This window comes from Dactylosporangium sp. NPDC006015 (assembly GCF_040614215.1).
Taxonomy (GTDB): domain Bacteria; phylum Actinomycetota; class Actinomycetes; order Mycobacteriales; family Micromonosporaceae; genus Dactylosporangium; species Dactylosporangium maewongense.
In genome coordinates this window covers 73,172-92,134 of record NZ_JBEXUD010000014.1, presented here as the reverse complement: position 1 = coordinate 92,134, position 18,963 = coordinate 73,172, and the positions used below count along the sequence as shown (strand labels likewise).

Below are 18,963 nucleotides of genomic sequence, written 5' to 3'. Positions count from 1 at the left end.
AAGGTTCAGAAGGATAGGCCGGTCAGCCGCTCGTACACCTCGACATATCGCGAACGGGTGCGCTCGACGACATCGGCGGGGACCTCCGGACCGGGCGCCGTCTGGTCCCAGCCGGCGTCGCGGGACCAGTCGCGGACCGACTGCTTGTCGAAGGAGAACTGGGTGCGGCCCGGCACCCACTCGTCGAGCGGCCAGAAGCGCGACGAGTCGGGCGTGAGGACCTCGTCGGCGAGCATCAGGGTGCCGTCGGCGGTGCGGCCGAACTCGAGCTTGGTGTCCGCGACGATGATGCCGCGCTCGGCGGCGATGTCGCGGCCGCGGGAGTAGACGCGCAGGGTCAGGTCGCGCAGCTCCTCCGCCTGCTCCTTGCCGACCTGCTCGACCACGTCGTCGAACGTGATGAACTCGTCGTGCACCCCGACGGCTTCCTTCGTCGTCGGCGTGAAGATCGGCTGCTCCAGGCGGTCGGCCTCGACCAGGCCGGGCGGGAGCGTGACGCCGCTCACGGCGCCGTCGCGGACGTACTCCTTGAGGCCGAGGCCGGTCAGGTAGCCCCGGGCGATGCACTCGACCTGCACCATGTCGAGGCGCCGGCAGCGGATGGCCCGCCCGGCGAACTCGGCGGGCACGTCGGTCGCGGACAGCACATGGTTGGGCACGATGTCGGCGAGCTGCTCGAACCACCACAGCGACAGGCGGGTGAGGACCGCGCCCTTGTCGGGGATCGGGGTCGGCAGCACCACGTCGTAGATCGAGATGCGATCGGACGCGACCAGGACCAGGTCGTCGCCGTCGAGATAGACGTCGCGGACCTTGCCCGAATGCAACAACTTCACGTCCGCCAGCCTAACGTCTAGACTTCCTTCGATCTCAGGGGTGCGGCGACCCCTCCGTTTGTGGTTGCCCGGAGGAGCCCTGTCATGCCGCAGACCCGTCGCCAGCTCATCGTCGCCGGCGCGCTCGGCACCGGTGCCGTGGTGCTCGGCCCCGGCGTCCGCGCGTCCGCGGCCGTCGTCAGCGCGGACCTCGTCGTCTACGGGGCGACGCCCGGCGGACTCGCGGCCGCCGTCCAGTTCCGCCGGTCGGGCGGCACCGCCGTCGTGATCGACCCGGGCACGCACGTCGGCGGGATGACCACCGCCGGCCTCGGCGCCACCGACACCGGCAACACGGCCGCGATCGGCGGGCTGTCGCACGAGTTCTACCGCCGCGTGCACGCCAAGTACGCCGGCACGCCGGTCACGCCGACGTCGCCGGCGCGGTTCAAGTTCGAGCCGCACGTCGCCGCCGCCGTCTTCGCCGACCTCCTCGCCGAGGCGGGCGTCACCGTCCAGCTCGGCCGGAAGCTAGCCACCGTCACGAAGGCCGGCAACCGCATCGTCGAACTGTCCACCGAGGACGGTCAGGTGTACCGCGGGCTCATGTACGTCGACGCCAGCTACGAGGGCGACCTGATGGCGAAGGCCGGCGTGGCGACGACCCTCGGGCGCGAGGGCAACGCCGCCTACGGCGAGAGCATCAACGGCGTCCAGCTGCGCGACAAGCACCAGTTCGTCAAGCCGGTCGACCCGTACGTGACCCCGGGAAACCCCGGCAGCGGGCTGCTCCCGGGCGTCTCCGCCGGGGCCCTCGCCCCGAACGGCACCGCCGACGGCCGGATCCAGGCGTACAACTTCCGCATGTGCCTGACCAGGGCCGCGGACCGGCTCCCGTGGCAGCGCCCGGCGGGCTACGACGCGGGCCGCTACGCGCTGCTGCTGCGCTACATCGAGGCCGGCTACGCGGGACCCTTCTTCAACACGGTCGACGTCGGCGGCGGCAAGACCGACTCGAACAACGACGGCGCCTTCTCCACCGACCACATCGGTGCTTCGTGGAGCTATCCGACGGCCTCGTTCGCCGTCCGGGACGCCATCGTCGCCGACCACCGCACCTACCAGCAGGGCCTGATGTGGTTCCTGGCCAACGACCCCCGCGTCCCGGCGACGATCCGCTCCGCCACGGCGGCCTGGGGCCCCGCACCGGACGAGTTCGGCGCGACCGGTTTCTGGCCGCCCATGCTGTACGTGCGGGAGGCCCGCCGGATGGTCTCCTCGTACGTCATGACCGAGCACAACTGCCGGGGCGCCGCGACCGTCCCCGACTCGGTGGGCCTCGCCAGCTACACGATGGACTCGCACAACTGCCAGCGGCTCGTGGTCTCCGGCGTCGCGAAGAACGAGGGCGACGTGCAGGTGGGTGTTCCCGGCCCGTACCAGGTGAGCTTCCGCTCGATCGTCCCGGTGGAGGCGCAGTGCGCGAACCTGCTGGTCCCGGTCTGCCTGTCGGCGAGCCACATCGCGTACGGCTCGATCCGCATGGAACCCGTCTTCATGGTCCTCGGCCAGTCGGCTGCGGTGGCGGCCCGGCTCGCCCTGACGACCGGCGTGCCCGTCCAGCAGGTGAACATCTCCACGCTGCAGTCCCTGCTCCGCGACCTGAGCCAGCGTATCGACATCTCCGCGGGCTCGGAGGTCATCATCGACTCCCACGGCACCGGCGTGACCCGCGCCGGCACCTGGCTCCCGAGCACCTCGATCGCCGGCTACTACGGCAGCGACTACGAGCACGACAACAACACCGCGAAGGGCGTGAACCGCCTCCGCTTCACCCCGTCACTGCCGTCGGCGGGCGCCTGGACGGTCCAGCTGCGCTGGACGGCCCACGCGAACCGGGCCAGCAACGTCCCGGTCGACGTCGTCCACACCGGCGGCGTCACCACGCACACCGTCGACCAGCGCACCTCCGGCAGCCAGTGGGTGCCCCTCGGCACCTTCCAGTTCACCGCCGGCAGCGCCGGCTCGGTCCTGATCCGCACCGAACAAACCAACGGCTACGTCATCGCCGACGCCGCCAGATTCGTCCGCGCCTGACCCCTGCCGGATTTCGCGGAGGAACCGGACCGCAACTACCAATAGATAGTGATGCTCGGGGGTAACAGCTGACCGAACGCGGGTGCAGTGTAGGCGGAATCGCCGAGCAGGCTATTAGCTCCACAGTCTGTGGCAAGGTTGACGCAACCGATGGGTTCGCTTTCAGCCGCCGGACGAGGTCAAGATTCCGCTCCCCCATGAGGGTGGATCTGCGACAAGCTCCCGGAAGCTGGCCGGTTCGAAGCCCTACCACGATGCGCTTGAGGCCCAGCACGGTTGCCACCGCCGCGGCCGTCCTCGCCGACCGTCGACCGCCATGCCTGCAGGTGCGGTACGCCCCGGCGGACACCCCGATGGATGGCGGCACATCACCCGCGTCGAGCAGGCCGGCGTGCTGTTCGCCGTCGTACTGCACTCCGATCCGGACCCGGCCGGCCTGCCGCGCGAGTTAAGGGCGAGCTTCACCGGGTAGAGGACTTTCAACCGACAGCCGGCATCGGGAAGGGTGTATTGGTCACATGGCGAATGGCGGGAAGGGCTCGATCAATGGACGGTCACCAACCGGCGCTGGTCGCTGGGGCACGGCCAGCGAGGGGCGCCAATCTTCCCGCGTTGCGGTTGGTGTCGCTGACACGCCTCATGGCGTCGACCACTGGTCATCCGGAGACCGTCCTCGGGATTATCGACGGGCCCGTCAGGACTGACCATCCCGACCTCGCCTCCGCCACGATCCGCCAGTTGTCGGCTCCGTCCGGTACGGGGCATGGCGCGGCATACGATCACGCGACCGCCATCGCCGGGATCCTGGTGGCGGGCCGCGATACTGCCGACCCTGGTATCTGCCCCGACGCCACTCTCCTCGTCCGTGCGATCTTCACGGCGGTGCGCGGCGCCGGAGCCGTGCCACCGGCCGAGCTGGCGTCGGCGATCGTCGAGATGGTCGACGCCGGCGTGCGTGTGATCAATCTGAGCCTCTGCCTGATGCCGCCTGCCGCGCAGGCCGGTGACAACCAGCTGCCGGATGCACTGGACTACGCGTTCCAGCGTGGGGCGATCGTCGTGGCGGCCACCGGGAACCAGGCGACGATCGGCAGCTCCGTGATCACCCGCCATCACGCGGTGATCCCTGTCGTCGCCTACGACCTCCATGGGCGCCCACTGCCGGGCTCGAACTTCGCGCACTCGACCGGCCGTCGTGGCGCGGGGGCCCCGGGCGAGGGCGTGACCGGGCTGTCCGCGGACGGCGGCAGACGCGCGTTCGGTGGCACGAGCGCAGCGGCGGCATTCGTGACCGGAGGCGTGGGCCTACTGCTGTCGCTGTTCCCCGGAGCCGGCGCGGCCGAACTGCTGTTCGCCGTGACCAGATCGATGGCTAGGCGGACGTCCGTCGTTCCGCCGCTATTCAACGCGTGGTCGGCGGCCGAACTGCTGCGGAGTATGCGATAGGGAGGACGCTCCATGGCCGACGACAAACCGGCGACTCGGACTCCGGACAACCCGGAGCGGACGGGCCCGCGGCTACGCATGCCGGGGTTCGTCAACGACGAGGACGTCGGACTGGGCGACGTGGTGAAACGGGTGACGAGCCTATTCGGTGTGAAGCCATGCGCCGGATGCGAGAGGCGGGCCGCCGCCCTCAACAGGTGGCTGGCCTTCACCGGCAGGGGTGGCCGGGGGCGCTGAGTCGCCGACCGGCCCTGTCAATGGTCAATGACGGTCTTCGGGACCAGGAGTGAGTATGGAAGCGTCCGATCGGACAAGGGGCATCGACCAGATGGAGCAAGGCGTAATCCCGCAGGAGTCGCAGGAGTCAGCTGAATCCCTGCCCGCGTCCCTCGGTCGCGCGTTGCCGACGCTGCCGGTGGATCAGCGCAGCATGGCCGCCGAACCGCCGTCCCGGCAGCCGGCAGGTCACTCCTGCGCCTCGTGCACCAGGGACGAGGCCGCGTACGAGCGCCCGGGCAGCCGTGGCGGTATCACCCCGCCGTACGTGTATGCGCTGGGCCGCATCGAGGCGCGTTTCCCAAGCCTCGCCATCGAGAAGGAGCTTGCACAGGCTACTGGGCGTGCCGAAACGGCGAGTCTGACAGACCGGCAGGCACTCGGCACCGTGCTATCCGATCCGCAGAACCGCTACCTGAGCCGCCAGCTATGTTACGTGCTCAGCGTCCAAGGGCTGGAGACGTACATCCTGCAGCCCCGGGACCCCGCGGACTTCGAATTGCTCATCGAGATCCTCGGCTCGCCGCCGAAGCCGTCGGACCTGCACGTCGTGATCGGCCTCCGAGGGCCAGTGGCGCCGCCGGAGCTGTGCAACGGGCTGATGCTGCCGATGGTCGCCTTCGACCAGATCTACGCGTTCACCACCGACTCCCTGGTCCGCGCCCTGCCCAAGCCGGCACACATCGAGGAACAGCCCTTCGTGTCTGCATCGGAGGAGATGCTGCAGCGGCTGACCCAGCTCACCGACAACGCTGGCGCCACTGACGAGCACCGCGCGCTCAACTATCTGGCAGTGCGTTATCCGGCGATCTATGCCAAGAGCGCCGAGGCGTTCGCCACCGGCTCCTCACTGACCGCCATCGAGACGCGCCCTTCACGCCTGAGTGGAGTGCGCCGCATTCTGGATGTCATTTTCTCCTACACCAGCCGGCAGACCGACGTCACCGAGAAGTTCTTCGTCCGTGTCGACGTCACAGAGGAGTTCCCGTTCCTCGTGACCAAACTGTCGCCTTACTACGATCGATAATCTCGGCCGAAGGAGCGAGTGGCGATGTCAGGACCTGGGCTTACCGCAGAGTACTCGCTGTACAGGACGCGTCACCAGTACCGTTCACAGGCCACTTGGCTCCTGCCGGAGGCGGGTGTGCAGCCGGCGGGGGACTGTGTCGAGGACTGCATCGCCGACTGCGTCGCCGCCAGCGCGGACTCGGGCTTGCCGACGCAACTGCTGCGCGCCGAGTGCAAGCCGCAGTGCCAGACCAGCTGCCACCAGGGCCCGTGGCCGTGTGAGCCCGGGACCAAGCTGTGCTTCAGGACCGGGTTCAAACCGCACTGCTGCCCCGAGGACAACGAGTGCTGCGCGGTCCTCAACGCCACCCGCGACGGCTACAAACTGCAGTGCTGTCCGCCCGGCCAGAAATGCTGCTTCAAGTACGGTTGCTACGTGCCCGGCCAGCAGGAATGCACCCAGGACGGCTTCTGCCCACCCGGCAATCCGATCTGCGACGGCAGGTGCTGCACCGCTGGCTACGTCTGCACCCTGGACGGGTGCACCAAGCCGGATCTCGTCTGCAACAACCGGCGGTGCGAGCCGGAAGAGAAATGCACGCCCCAGGGCTGCTGCCCGCCGAATCGGCTCACGCCCACGGGCTGCTGCCCGGCCGGTCAGGTTGCATGCCCCGGCCCTGAGGGCGGACCTGACGCCGGAGTCGTCAAGTGTTGCCCACCAGGCTGGAGCTGTTCGAGCTATACGGGGTGTTGCCCTCCGGGTGAGTGCTGCGAAAACAATGTCTCATGCCCCCCAGGGAAATCCTGCTGTGAGGACGTAATTTGCTGCCCCAATGGGGCATGTCAATTCAACGCAAGCACTGGGTCATACGAGTGCGTCTAGAGGTTGAGATTTTCTACCCACTCTGGCTTGTCTGCGTTTAGAGAATGCCCACAATGTGATTGATCGTAATATCAGCACAACTAGAGAAGGGTGTGAAGAAAATGACAAAGCTAGTCATTCACTCATTGGTCTGCAATGAAACCTCCGACGGCATGGGCGCTGATGACATATTCATCAACTTCCAGGGGATAAGGGTATGGGGAACTACTTTGGTGGATGCAGGCCAGACTCACCAGATGGAGGCTGAGCTCGACTTCAACGTTAGGGGTCGTGTTGACGTCTGGGAGTTCGACAGCGGCTCCGACAACGATCATATCGGAACCTTCTGGGTGAACAGAAGTCAGGCTGGCACGGGCGAGCGATCTGTTTCCCTGACAGGCGACGACTCCGACTACATCATTACGTACGAAGTATTAAGTTAGAGCGCGCGCCGTTTGGCGACGGAGGGCAATGCCACTTAGCCTAAGTTGATCAATCTGGTGGTCTCTGGTTTGTGACTCGTACGGTGTGGCGGCGTGGTTCGCCTCTCGCTGTCTGGTGTGATCGGCGCGCGGTGCGGATGTCGCGTTGGGGTCTGGTCGGCTCGCTGGCCTGGCGGTAGGTGCCGGCGCTGCCGGCGAATGTGGCCAGGTGCGGGCGTTGCAGGTGGTCGCGTAGCCGGTGCCAGGACGGGTCTCGGTGGCGTTCGACCGGCTGCTGCGCCGGTCGGCGTCGATGATCCGTCCTGCCGACTGCGGGCCCGCCAGACCCCCACGGCGCGAGCCGGCGGAAGGCGGTGGCCGGCCCGACCACCTGAACCCCGCACCTGCCCGATCTGCTGGACCACGTTCACCGCCGACGGCCGCAGTCGCGGCAAGCGCGCCTACTGCTCAAGCCACTCCGGTACCCGTGGATCGAGGTCGTGCCCGCGTGCCACATAGTGCTGAAGATTCGTCACAATCGCGCGACGTAACATCAGCTCACCCGGGGTGGGGAAAATGATTTGGTTGCCCCGGGGAAGAACTTCTGGCGCCATCAAAGACCGGAATCCCGCGGAGGCGACGCTAAGTGCCGGAAGTCAACGCTGAACAGAAGCAAGCCGTCAAGCAGCAAGCGACGCAAGCGGCGCTGACGGACAACAACCTAGCGGCGGGTCTCGCGGTCGCTGGCGGCGTCGTGAGCTTCGTCTCACCAGCACATGGAATAGTGCTCGGTATCGGCTCCGGGTTGTTCTGGTTGTGCGCAAACTATCGACAGGCGATCGCGAACGACCCGCCGCGCGACGACTTCACTGAGGTCTGGATAAGCGGTGCGCACGTGGATGAAGGTCAACTACCCGGCGAGGACAGCCGCGAGCGTCTGTTCTACCGTTTCAACGCTCAGCAACTACTGGTCTGCGATGGGCTGTACGCACTCCTGTGGTCACTCGAGCGCTACGACGGCGCTGCAGCAGCAGGCGACCCCGACGCCGCAGCCTCTCAGGCCGAAGCGGTAAGGCAAAATGCGGAAATCGTCGCCGCCCATCAGGATGCTCTGGCGTCGCTGGTCTCGGAAGTTAACCAGGCATGGGCCGTGCTTCGCGACGAACTGGGCTTGGACTGGAACAGCGTCTCGCTCGCCGACGTGCAGCAATTCTACCGCGACACTGTCGGTGAATCGCCCCAGGCGCCCAGCCCGGCCCTGGAAGCCTTGGCGGCGAGCATCGTGGACGGCGCCAGTGATTTGCTGGAGCCCTTTGACACCGGACTTGCTCATCCCGTGCTGGACGCGACCGAACTGCCAGGTGAGCCACGGGAACTGATCGGTCAGGACTACACCGACGGCTTGGCCGAGATGTCGGCGGCCATCCGCGGTCTCGTCGTGGACATCTGAGTCTGTCCGGTCCCAGTGCAACTGCCGTCCTGTCGATCATGACGAAGGCCAGAAACGGATGTTGCTACAACCAGCCCAAGCCCGCGGCGGGCGCTGCCCTACGACACCGTCGACCACCGGTGGACCCTGCGGGTGCCGAATTTGTCGTCCGTCCTGGTCGCGGCCCAGCTCGATGCCACCGAAGGATCGTGTATCTGTCGACGTTCTCTCGCGCTTCGGACCGCTGCCGATAACTGGGTGATGATGTCTCACCGTGCTGCTGCGACTGGCGTACCTGGGTGTGACGAACGCGCTGGCGATGCTGCGGCTGCTGCTGCCCATGAGCGACCGGGCCAAGACGCCGAGATCCTCGCCTTGCGGCACCAGATCATAGTCCTCGAACGGCAGCTGCATGGCGCGAAGGTGCGGTTCGAGCCTGCTGATTGAGCCTTCCTCGTCGCGCTGCTGCGCCGACTCCCCCGCGAGGTGCTGCCGCGGGTCCGGCTGCTCGTACGCCCTGAGACCATGCTGCGCTGGCACCGTGACCTGGTCGCCCGACGGCACGCCCGCGTCTCTCGCCCCAAACGTGCCGGGCGGCCACCCACGGTCCAGTCGATCCGCGCGCTGGTGCTGCGACTCGCGCAAGAGAACAGCGGAAGGGGCTACCGTCGCATTCACGGTGAGCTACGGGTAGCTGCTCGCACCGGATGCGGCCGCACAGGCCGGTGCTCAACGCATCGATGTGCGTGCTGCGGTTGAGCAGGAACACTTGACAGGTCACCATCGGCAGCAGCTTGTCCTCGTCACGCCCGGGACGGTAGCCCCTCTCGGCGAGTACGGCTCGGATCCGGCGGATCTCGCTGTCCACGCGGTCGCGGCCGAAGGCGCGCCAGGCCAGGACAAGCCGGCTGAAGCTGCCGAGCCGGTGGAACGCGGTGAAGCCGCCGGGCAGGAACGCGGTGAAGCCAAATGGGGCCGCACGGCGTCGTCGGCCCGGTCGGGGGCGGCGGCGCGGAAGCCCTGCTGGTCCTCGCCGAGGATGGCGGTCCACTCCTGTTCGGTCCAGTGCCAGAAGGATCGGCCGGACCCGGCGCATCGCAGCAGCAGCACCGCAACGGCGTCGTTGTTCGCCCGCAGGCGGTGCGGGGTGGGTGGGCCGTCGAGTGCGGCGCTTGCGTCGTCCAACGGGCGCAGCAGCCGTCTGATCACCCGCCATCCCAGGGCGGCGGGATCATGGCGGCGATCGCGGCAACGTCCACGAGGTACGACGATCAGACACGAAGCCAGACGCCTCCAACGATCCGTCTCACCGGTGGTGAGTCAAGGTGTCTGATCCAACGGCACAAGCCAAGACTGCCGACGTGTAATTCACCCCGACGAGGGACCACGCTCCGGTAGCACAATGCGAGTCGAGAGCCAGCAGCGGCATCCGAAGATCATGATACGCCGCCAGTCTGCTGAGGCAGGACCCGACGACGGGCCGCCTGATCTCACGTCAATTGCGTGTGTGCCACTCAGATGCCATCGATGCCGAGAATGTGTCACTGATCATGGGACGCTACACCCCTCCGCTGCCGACCTCGTCCCGCGCTGGGCAATTCAGCCGCTTGATCCGCGCCGGGCAATTCAACGGCCGCGTCGTCGCCTGATCCGCACCGGGGCAGACCCAACAGGCACGTCATGGCCGCCGGATTTGTCGGTGCCTGACCACCCGGCGGATTCGTTGTGCCCGACCCGCGGTGGCCGGCGGCTGGACTTCTGGCCGACTGGTGGGCCCGCCTTCGCAGGCGAGCTCGTCCTGCACCCGCTCGTCCCGGACCCCACTTGATCCGCACCTACCTGATGCGCACCTGCCTGGCCTCCCGGACTCGTGTGGCCCACGCCTGCCTGATCCGCGCCAGGCAGAATTCGTTCCTGCCAGGGCAGCAGACCAGCGGCTACCTCATCGCCGACGCCGCCGGGTTTGTCCGCGCGTGACTGCGGGCGGGTTCGTCCGGGCCTGATCGCTGGCGGCCGGCGGCTGGACCTTCTCGCCGCTGGTGGGCATGGCTTCTGACCCTGGCGGGCACGGCTTCGACCGCTGGGTGCCGGGGTGACCGCTGCAAAGCAACCCTAACCCCGCCCAACAAATCGATCTCCGGGGTCGTGACGGACCGTAGTTTCCGGGCTTCCACCAGGGGCGGAACGGCGGGGGAGGGCGTTGCGAACCGTGACGGAGGGGCTACGGGTTCTCGTCGTTGCGGGTCTGTTCGGCGAGGAAACGCTCCAGCTCCGCGCCGATCTCGTCTGCGGTCGGGAGCGGGGCGGGGGAGTCGGCCAGGAGGTTGTTGCCCTGGCGTCCGCGGGTGTAGGCGTCGTACTGCTCCTCCAGCGCCCGCACCAGCGACGCGGCCTCGTCGGCCTGGGCGATCTGCACGTCGATCTCGGCGCGGACCGACTCGGCGGCGGCGTGCAGCTCCTCGGTGGGCAGCTGCAGGCCGGTCGCCTCGGAGACGCAGGAGAGCAGCTTCTCCGCCGCCGAAGGGAATTCCGCCTGCGCCACATAGTGCGGCACGTGCACGGCGAAGCCGAAGGCGTCGCGGTCCTGCTGGCCGATGCGGAACTCGAGGAGGTTGCCGACGCTGCCGGGCACCTGGACGCGCTGCAGCCACGGCTCGAACCCGGCGATCAGGTCCCGGCTCGTGCCGTGGGCGGTCACGCCGGTGGGGCGGGTGTGCGGCACGGCCATCGGGATCGCGGTGAGGCCGACCGTCGCCCGCACGTCGAAGCGCTCGATCAGCTCGATGACCGCCGCCGTGAACCGCTCCCACTGCAGGTCCGGCTCGGGGCCGTCGAGCAGCAGGAACTCGGTGCCGGTCGCGTCGCGCAGGACGCGCAGGAGCAGGCGCGGCTGCTCGTAGTGCTCCCAGTGGTCCTCGACGAACAGCATCGCCGGGCGCCGGCTGCGGTAGTCGTAGAGCTGGTCGAGGTCGAATGTCGCCACGGTGCGCGGCGAGCCGATCGTCAGCAGATGCTCGCGGGCGAGGCGGCTCGCGTTGCCGGCGTCGACGAAGCCCGTCAGCGCGTGCACGAGCACCGGCCGGTCGACGGCCGGCGGGTCCTCGGTGAGCGTGTAGAGCTCGCTGGGGTTGAGCACCGGAACGCAGCCTCCTTGAACAACGATTGCAAGAAACGCAACTCGTGGGTGCGCTCGATCATTCCATCCCGGCGGACCAGGGATTCGTGAGGATCGCGTAGACCAACTCGTCAACGGCCGGCGCCAGGGACGTGAACGACGGCCCGGCGCCCGTGTACGGGTCGGAGACCTGCAGCATCATCTCGTGCACCCCTCCCACCAGCGCGATCGCGAGCAGCTGGGACAGCTCGGGGATGGCCGGGTCGGCGGCCCGCGCCGCATCGACCACCTCTACCAGCGTATCGGCGAACCGGCGCTGCATCTGCTGCCGCAGCCGGTACGCCTTCGGGCCGGCCGCCTGGATCTCCACGAGCAGCGTGCGGGTGACCGCCGGCATGCTCTCCAACGCGTTCAGGTATGCGGTCACCCCGTGGTTGACCATGGCCTTCCAGCTGCCGCCGCCACCACCAGCGGCGCTGCGCACGACGGCGAGCAGGTGCACGCAGCCCTGCTCGTACAGCGCCATGAGGCACGACTCCTTGTCGGTGAAGTGCTCATAGAACGTCCGCTTCGACACCCGCGCGTGCATGACCACGTCGGCGATCGTCGTCGCCGCGTAGCCCTTGTCCGCGATCGCCGCCGCCAGCCCGCCGGTCAGCGCCTCGCGGACCTCCTCGGCGGTTCTCGTGCTCGTCATGCGCCTGCCTCGGCCTTTCGCCAGAATGTCCGTGGGTGTTAGTTTGCCTGGTACTGGACGGTACCGCCGACGGGAGGCCCACGGTGCAGCACAGCTTGTCCGGCCAGGTGGTGCTCATCACCGGTGCCGCCAGGGGGATCGGGGAGCACACCGCCCGCATCGCGGCCGCCCGCGGCGCGAAGGTCGTCCTCGCCGGCCTCGAACCCGACCGCCTCGCCGCCGTCGCGGCCGACCTCGACGCGGCCTGGTTCCCCTGCGACGTCACCGACCAGTCCAGTCTCGCAGCCGCTGTCGAGGGCGCCGTCTCCGCCCACGGCCGCATCGACGCCGTCCTGGCCAACGCGGGCGTCGCCAGCCGCGGCACCGTCGCCACCGGTGACATCGAGGCGTTGGTACGGACCGTCGAGGTCAATCTCGTCGGCGTCATGCGCACCGCCGCCGCCGTCATGCCACACCTCATCGAGTCCCGCGGCTATCTGCTCATCGTCGCGTCGGCGGCGTCGTTCGCCGCGCTGCCGGGGATGGCGCCGTACTGCGCGTCGAAGGCCGGCGTCGAGCACTTCGGCAACGCCCTGCGCCTGGAGGTCGCCCACCACGGCGTCCGCGTCGGCACCGCCCACCCGTCGTGGATCGACACCGACCTCGTCCGCGACGCCCAGGACGACATGCCAACCTTCCGCGAGACGCTGCGCAAGCTGCCGCCGCCACTGGGCTCGACCACGTCGGTGGAGCGCTGCGCCGAGGCGTTCGTCTCCGCCCTCGAACACCGCCGCCGCAAGGTCTTCGTCCCGCGCAGCGTCGCCGTCGTGTACTGGCTGCGCACCTTCCTCAACAGCCGCCTGTCCGAACGCGTCATCGAACGCCAGGCGCGCACCAGCGTCCCCGCCATGGAGGAGCAGGTCCGCACCCTGCGCCGCGGCTTCGGCGCCAACACCGCCCACGGCCTGCCCGCCACGGGCGCGCCCGCGGAACCACCCACTCCGGGCTTCATCGCCGACCGCTACCACCGCTGATCCTCACGCGGCCTTCCGCGACGGACCGCCGACGCCCGGCGTGCCCGCCGCCCGGACGGTCGCGACCCGGACGGTCGCCGGCCGTGCGGTCGCGGGCGCGGGTGGTCAGCTGCCGCGGGTCGTGCGTGTCTCGTGGACCATGATGGCGATCTGGACGCGGTTGGTGCAGCCGAGCTTGCCGAGGATGCGCGACACGTACGTCTTCACGGTGGCCACGCTCATCAGCAGCGCCGCACTGATCTCGGCGTTGGAGCGGCCCTCGGCGACGGCGTCGGCGACCTTGCGCTCCGCCGGGGTCAACGCGTCCAGGGCCCGTTCAGCGACCGCGCGCCGCTCGGCGGTGTCGTCGCGGACCACGTGGTCGACGAGCCGCCGTACTACGGACGGTGACAGCATCTGCTCGCCGGCCGCGACCCGCCGCACCGCGTCCAGGATCGCCAGCGGCGGCGTGTCCTTGAGCAGGAACCCGTGCGCCCCGAGCCGCAGCGCCCGCAGCACGTGCTCATCCGTGTCGAACGTCGTCAGCACCACCACGGCCCCCGGCACCCCGCCGGCCCGCAGCGCCTCGAGCGCGGCGAGCCCGTCCATCCGCGGCATCCGGATGTCCATGAGGATCACGTCGGGGTGGCTGGCCCGGACCACCTGGACGGCCGCCACGCCGTCGCCCGCCTCCCCGACGAGCTCCAGCTCAGGATCCCCGCCGAGGACCATCGCCAGCCCGGCCCGGACCAGCGCGTCGTCGTCGACGACCACGACCCGGATCATCCCCGCCACGGCAGCCACGCCTCCAGGTGAAACCCGACCTCGCCACCGTCCCCCGACCCGCCGTGCCCGTGCCCGCCACCGTCCCCCGACCCGCCGTGCCAGTGCCCGCCACCGGCCCGCGGATCAGAGCCTGCCTGCCGGACTCCGCCGGCCTGCTGTGCCGCGCTGGCCTGCTGTGCCGCGCTGGCCTGTTGCGCCGCGCTGGCCTGTTGCGCCGCGCTGGGCTGTTGTGACTCGCCGGGTTGTTGCGCCGCGCTGGGCTGTTGTGCCTCGCCGGGCTGCTGTGCCGCGCTGGGCTGTTGTGCCTTGCCGAGCTTCTGAGCCGCGCTGGACTGCTGGGCCTTGCCGGGTTGTTGTGCCTTGCCGAGCTGCTGGGCCGCGCCGGGCTGTGGCGCCGTGGCGTGCCGTGGGGGCGGGGTCGTGCGGCGGGGGCCGTGTTCGAGGCGGCCGCCGGCCAGGGTGACGCGCTCGGCCAGGCCGACGAGTCCCGACCGCGACCCCGGCAGCGCGGGCCGCACCGGGACAGCCGGCAGCGGGTTGCGCAGCCACACGTGCAGCTCACCTTGGCTCGTGCGGTCGAGGCGGACCGCGACGGCGGCGCCGGGAGCGTGCTTGCGGGCGTTGGTCAGGCCCTCCTGCACGAGGCGGAACGCGGTCCTGTTCACCGCCGCGGGCAGCGTCTCCGGCCCCGCGTCACCGCCGGCGGTGAGCCGGTTGTCGAGGTCGACGGGGGTGCCGGCCCTGCGGACCTCCTCGATCAGCTCGTCCAGGTCGGCGAGGTCCTGGCGCGGACGCAGCTCGTCGTCGTCGCTGCTGCGCAGCACGCCGAGGATCTCCCGGAGCTCCTCCATCGCCTGGCGCGCGCTCGCCCTGATGGTGCCGCCCGCCTCGGCGACCTGCTCCTGCGACAGGTCGCGGCGGATCTCCAGGGCGCCGGCGTGCAGGCTGATCAGCGAGATCCGGTGGGCGAGCACGTCGTGCATCTCGCGGGCGATCCGCTCCCGCTCCAGCCCGCGCAGCAGGTCGGCGCGCTGCTCGGCCTCCGCCTCGGCGCGCACGGCCCGGTCCCGCAGCGACGCGATCAGCTCCCGCCGGGCCCGCACCGTCGACCCCCACGCCAGGACGATGCCCGTGATCAGCGCCACGGCCGTGGCGTTGCCCACGACCTGCAGGTCAGGGTCCGGATAGCGGATCATCAGCGGGACCGGCACCAGCAGGTGCGCGACGGCGACCCCGAGCGCCACCCGGAACGGCCGGTGCACCGCGACCGTGAACACCGCGATCATCGCCGCCCCGCCGACGAAGTCGGTGAGCGCCGCCGGGACGAGCAGCAGGAGCGCCACCTGCACGGGCCACCGCCGCCGCCACCAGATCAGCACCAACGCCGGCACGGTCACGGCCGTCGACAGCAGCCACCGCTCGTCGCTGAGGGCGCCGCTGTCCAGGCCGGACGCCGCGGCGACCACCATCGTCAGTGCCGAGATGACGAAGACGGTCGCGTCGACGACGAGGTTGCGCGCCTTCACGAGCGCACCAGGGGACGCCAGTGCTGCGTGGTGCCGTCGTCGCGGACCGTGTACCCCAGCTTCTGGACCTCGTCGCGCAGCTCGGCGGCGTCGGTGGTGCTCTTGCTGGTCAGCGCCGCCGCCCGGGCGGCGAGGACCGCGTTGACCGCGCCCGGCAGGTCCGGCAGGTCGGGCACCCAGCGCCGGAACAGCTCCCCGAACGGGTCCTGCTTCTGCCACGGGTAGCCGTGCGCCTGGAACGCCTCCGCCACCTGCCGGTCACCGGCCCGCTCCAGCCGCTCCCGCACCACCTGCCGCGAGTCCCGGTCCAGCACGACGAGCAGCCGCCCGTCGACGAACACCGCCGACACGTCCTCCCGGCGCACGACCCAGGCGGCGTCGCCGAGCCGCAGCCGCAGCTCGCTGTCGGCGACCGTCACCCGCAGCGTCTCGTGCACCGCGACGATCACGAACACCACCCCGAGCAGGAGCCCGGCGGCCATCATCGCGACCTGTCCGACCCCGTGGTCGAGCGCCGCCACGAGCCGGATCGGCCCCCCGAACGGCACCCACGGCAGGCTCAGCAGCCAGCGCGCCAGCAGCGGCAGCGCCCAGCCGACCGCGACCCCGACCAGCGGAAACCCGGCGCCGATCAGCCATTTGTCGGTGCGGGACAGCCCCAGCTCGTGTTCAGCCATACACCTCACGGTAGGCAGCCGGACCGTGGCGGGACAGTCTCCGAAAGTTGTCGCGTCCACCTGGATCAGCCGCCATTGGTCGGTGTGATGTGCACCGACTCCACCCACGACGGCGGCAGCGGGGGGTTCGGCCCGATCAGCCCGGCGATGAGCCGGCACCCCGTCGGCTCGTCGGGCCACGGCGTGCCGCCGTCGGTGAGGACGACCACGATCTGCGGCTTGTCCGGCGACCGCAGCGCCGCCGCGATCCCGACCCGCATGTCGGTGCCGCCACCACCGCCGAGCTCGACCTGCTCCGTCTTCACCACCCGCGTCACCGCGTGCACGTCGGCGTCGCACGCGACGACGGTGACCCGGTTGCCGCGGATGCCGACGGTCCGCAGCACGCCCGTCACCTCGCTCAGCGCCGCCGCCAGGTCGTCGGTGCCCATCGAGCCCGACGTGTCGACGACCACCGCGACCCGCGGCAGCGGCCGGCGCAGGCTCGGCAGCACCACCCCGCGCATCGCCCCGGTCCGCCGCCCCGGCCGCGCGTACGTGTAGTCGACGGCGCCGCTCGCCCACGCCACCGCCTGCCGCAGCGCCCCGGTCAGCAGCCGCCGCCAGTCGACGACCGGCTCGGCGATCTCGTCCGCCCACCGCTGCCAGCCCCCGGGCACGGTGCCACGCGACCGCACGTGCGCCCGGATCGCGTCGGCGGTCTGCCGGCGGATCGCCACCGCCTCCACGTCCCGCACGCCGGGCCCCGCGGCGTCACCGACCTCACCCGCGACCGGGATGCCGTGCGCGCCCGACCCGCATTGCACGTCGTGCGAGTGCGTGTGCGGTATCCCGGCCAGGTACTCCTCGAACAGCCGCCCCTCCGGCAGCCCGAACGTCGCCGGCTCCACCCGCGACGCCGGCAGCACCAGCTTGTCCGCGACCAGGTCGTCGTTGATCTCGCAGTCCTGCGCGAGGTTGACCCGCAGGTGGTCGCCGCGGTCGCCCGCAGGCAGCCGGTCCGCCCGCCCGTGATGGTCCCGCAGCAGGTGCGCCACCTCGTGCACCCACACCCCGGCGAGCTCCTCGACACCGTGCCCGTCCACGAACTCCGGCGACACGTACAACCGCCACCGCCGGTCGACCCCCATGGTCGCCAGGTGCCGGCTCGGCACGACCGACAACGCGTACAACGCCGTCGCCAGATACGGCCGCAGCATCGCCGCCTTGTACCGCGCCGCGAGCAGCTTCGTCCGATCCAACGCCTGCGCCGCCCCGACCGACGGCCCAGCAGGAACGGACGGTGCCGCCTGCGGCGTTGCGGGCGCGGACGGTGGTGGCTGTGTCGCCGCGGGCAGGGGCGTCTGGGCGGGTGCGGATGGCACAGGTTGCGCGTGTGTAGGGGAGCTGGATGCCGGTGGCGCCGGGTCAGGGTGTCCCGGCTCGACCACCGCGGTGCATGGAGGACCGACCGCATCCGCTGGAGGTGGGGGACCGGCCGCGCCCGATGGGAGCGGTGGGTCCACCGCGCCCTCTGGGGGTGGGGTGGTCATCGGAGGGCGCCGGAGAGGCTCAGGATGTCGATGAAGGCGTCGATCGTGGCGGGCACGGGCCAGGCGGGTTTGCGCATGGCGGCGAGGTCGGCGGCGGCGCGGGCGGCGACGTCTGGGACGCCGGCCTCGACGGCCTTGCTCAGGACGGTCCAGCCGGCTTCCCAGCGCTCGCGGGTGGTGTTGCTCTGGACGGCGGAGACGACGGCGGTGAGGAAGGCGAGCTGGCGGTCGCCGCGGGCGGGGAGCTGGAAGGCGTCGGGGTTGGCGAGCACGCGGTTGGGGTCGGGGAGGTCGAGCTCGTCGAGGTAGTTGACCAGCTCGAGGCCGGCGCCGTCGCCGATGGCGCCGACGAGGGCGGTGGACAGGGCGGCGCGGGTGGCGTCGCTGGCCATGCCGAACGTGAGCAGGCGCAGCGCCATCTCCCAGGTGCGCGGGGACGGCCAGGCGCCGCCGCGGGCCTCGGCGTCGGCGGGCAGGTGGTGGGCGAGGCCGGGGCGGGCGGTGAGGAACCCGGACAGCGTGCCGCGGGCCCTGGCGAGCGCCGACGCGCCCTTGCGCGGGTCGACGCGGGGGATGTCGGCGGTGGGCCAGGTGCCGGCGAGGCCGCGGGCGACGACCGCGGGGTCGTGGGTCCAGTGCAGGTGGACGAACCGGTTGGCCAGGGGTGGGCTGAGGTGCCAGCCGTCGGCGGCGCTCGACGGTGGGTTGGCGGCGGCGACGACGCGGACCGCGGGCGGGAGCTCGAGGCTGCCGACGCGCCGCTCCAGGACGACGCGCAGCAGCGCGGCCTGCACGGCGGGCGGGGCGGAGGACAGCTCGTCGAAGAAGACCAGACCATAGCCGCGCTTGGCGAGCCGGACGGCCCAGTCGGGCGGGGCCATCGGCACGCCCTGCGTGGCGGGGTCGTCGCCGACGACGGGCAGGCCCGCGAAGTCGGACGGCTCGTGGATGCTGGCGATGACCGTCTCCATCGGCACGTCGAGCCGGTCGGCGAGCTGTTGCAGCGCCGAGGACTTGCCGATGCCGGGCTCGCCCCAGAGCAGGACCGGAAGGTTGGCGGAGACGGCCAGCGCCAGGGCCTCGAGCTGGGTGTTGTCGCGCCGCTCCACGCGGGTCGAGCGCGTCGCGGCGAGCAGCTCGTCGGCGGCGGCGAGCAGGGTCAGCGCCGTTGGTTCTGCGGTCATGCGCGACACGGTATCCGCCGGGTACGACAATTCCGCGACCCATTTACCCCATGAACGCACGACCCATTTACCCCATGAACGCACGACCCAGTTACCTCA

Annotated in this window: 16 protein-coding genes; 8 read left to right on the top strand and 8 right to left on the bottom strand. The window is 70.3% G+C overall.

All coding sequences use genetic code 11. From position 1 onward, the window contains the following. Nucleotides 1-5: 5 nt before the first annotated feature. A complete protein-coding gene (locus ABZ321_RS25455; protein ID WP_344503644.1) occupies nt 6-845 on the bottom strand; it encodes a phosphoribosylaminoimidazolesuccinocarboxamide synthase in 840 nt (279 codons plus the stop codon). A gap of 75 nt (nt 846-920) precedes the next feature. Between ABZ321_RS25455 and ABZ321_RS25450 the strand changes: the two genes are divergently transcribed. The 7 genes from ABZ321_RS25450 (at nt 921) to ABZ321_RS25420 (ending at nt 10,332) form a co-directional block, all read left to right on the top strand. Further along, nucleotides 921-2,912, top strand: coding sequence for an FAD-dependent oxidoreductase (locus ABZ321_RS25450; protein ID WP_354895328.1), 1,992 nt, complete (start codon nt 921-923; stop codon nt 2,910-2,912). 316 nt (nt 2,913-3,228) lie between these two features. Then, nucleotides 3,229-3,384, top strand: a complete 156-nt coding sequence (locus ABZ321_RS25445; protein WP_344503325.1) for a hypothetical protein — start codon at nt 3,229-3,231, stop codon at nt 3,382-3,384. A 149-nt stretch (nt 3,385-3,533) separates the two neighbouring features. Next, nucleotides 3,534-4,358: a S8 family serine peptidase gene (locus tag ABZ321_RS25440; protein WP_344503326.1), complete on the top strand. Its 825-nt coding sequence runs from the start codon at nt 3,534-3,536 to the stop codon at nt 4,356-4,358. 292 nt (nt 4,359-4,650) lie between these two features. Continuing rightward, complete coding sequence (locus ABZ321_RS25435; RefSeq protein ID WP_354895325.1) at nt 4,651-5,661, top strand: hypothetical protein; 1,011 nt, start codon at nt 4,651-4,653, stop codon at nt 5,659-5,661. Between the two features lie 965 nt (nt 5,662-6,626). After that, nucleotides 6,627-6,947, top strand: coding sequence for a hypothetical protein (locus ABZ321_RS25430; protein WP_354895322.1), 321 nt, complete (start codon nt 6,627-6,629; stop codon nt 6,945-6,947). 625 nt (nt 6,948-7,572) lie between these two features. Then, entirely contained in the window at nt 7,573-8,376 is an 804-nt protein-coding gene (locus ABZ321_RS25425) for a hypothetical protein (protein WP_344503329.1), read from the top strand. 1,803 nt (nt 8,377-10,179) lie between these two features. Beyond that, nucleotides 10,180-10,332, top strand: coding sequence for a hypothetical protein (locus tag ABZ321_RS25420; protein WP_344503330.1), 153 nt, complete (start codon nt 10,180-10,182; stop codon nt 10,330-10,332). A gap of 244 nt (nt 10,333-10,576) precedes the next feature. On the opposite strand, the gene ABZ321_RS25415 is transcribed toward ABZ321_RS25420, so the two are convergent. Next, nucleotides 10,577-11,491, bottom strand: coding sequence for a PAC2 family protein (locus tag ABZ321_RS25415; protein WP_344503331.1), 915 nt, complete (start codon nt 11,489-11,491; stop codon nt 10,577-10,579). A gap of 58 nt (nt 11,492-11,549) precedes the next feature. Further along, nucleotides 11,550-12,167, bottom strand: a complete 618-nt coding sequence (locus ABZ321_RS25410) for a TetR/AcrR family transcriptional regulator (protein WP_344503332.1) — start codon at nt 12,165-12,167, stop codon at nt 11,550-11,552. 83 nt (nt 12,168-12,250) lie between these two features. Here ABZ321_RS25410 and ABZ321_RS25405 point away from each other — a divergent pair, with 83 nt between their 5' ends. Then, nucleotides 12,251-13,180, top strand: a complete 930-nt coding sequence (locus tag ABZ321_RS25405) for an SDR family oxidoreductase (protein ID WP_354895317.1) — start codon at nt 12,251-12,253, stop codon at nt 13,178-13,180. Nucleotides 13,181-13,285: 105 nt separating this feature from the next. Here ABZ321_RS25405 and ABZ321_RS25400 read toward each other — a convergent pair whose 3' ends face one another. From ABZ321_RS25400 to ABZ321_RS25380, 5 genes are all read right to left on the bottom strand, one after another. After that, the gene (locus ABZ321_RS25400; protein ID WP_344503334.1) at nt 13,286-13,945 is read right to left on the bottom strand and encodes a response regulator transcription factor; all 660 of its coding nucleotides are present in this window, start codon (nt 13,943-13,945) and stop codon (nt 13,286-13,288) included. Continuing rightward, the gene (locus tag ABZ321_RS25395) at nt 13,942-15,471 is read right to left on the bottom strand and encodes a histidine kinase (RefSeq protein WP_354895314.1); all 1,530 of its coding nucleotides are present in this window, start codon (nt 15,469-15,471) and stop codon (nt 13,942-13,944) included. The genes ABZ321_RS25400 and ABZ321_RS25395 overlap by 4 nt, the downstream gene beginning before the upstream one ends. Then, the gene (locus ABZ321_RS25390; RefSeq protein ID WP_354895311.1) at nt 15,468-16,148 is read right to left on the bottom strand and encodes a hypothetical protein; all 681 of its coding nucleotides are present in this window, start codon (nt 16,146-16,148) and stop codon (nt 15,468-15,470) included. Before ABZ321_RS25390 ends, ABZ321_RS25395 begins: the two co-directional genes overlap by 4 nt. 65 nt (nt 16,149-16,213) lie before the next feature. Then, nucleotides 16,214-17,389, bottom strand: coding sequence for a VWA-like domain-containing protein (locus ABZ321_RS25385; protein WP_354895308.1), 1,176 nt, complete (start codon nt 17,387-17,389; stop codon nt 16,214-16,216). Nucleotides 17,390-17,676: 287 nt separating this feature from the next. Continuing rightward, nucleotides 17,677-18,864, bottom strand: a complete 1,188-nt coding sequence (locus tag ABZ321_RS25380) for an AAA family ATPase (protein WP_344503339.1) — start codon at nt 18,862-18,864, stop codon at nt 17,677-17,679. Between the last annotated feature and the right edge of the window lie 99 nt (nt 18,865-18,963).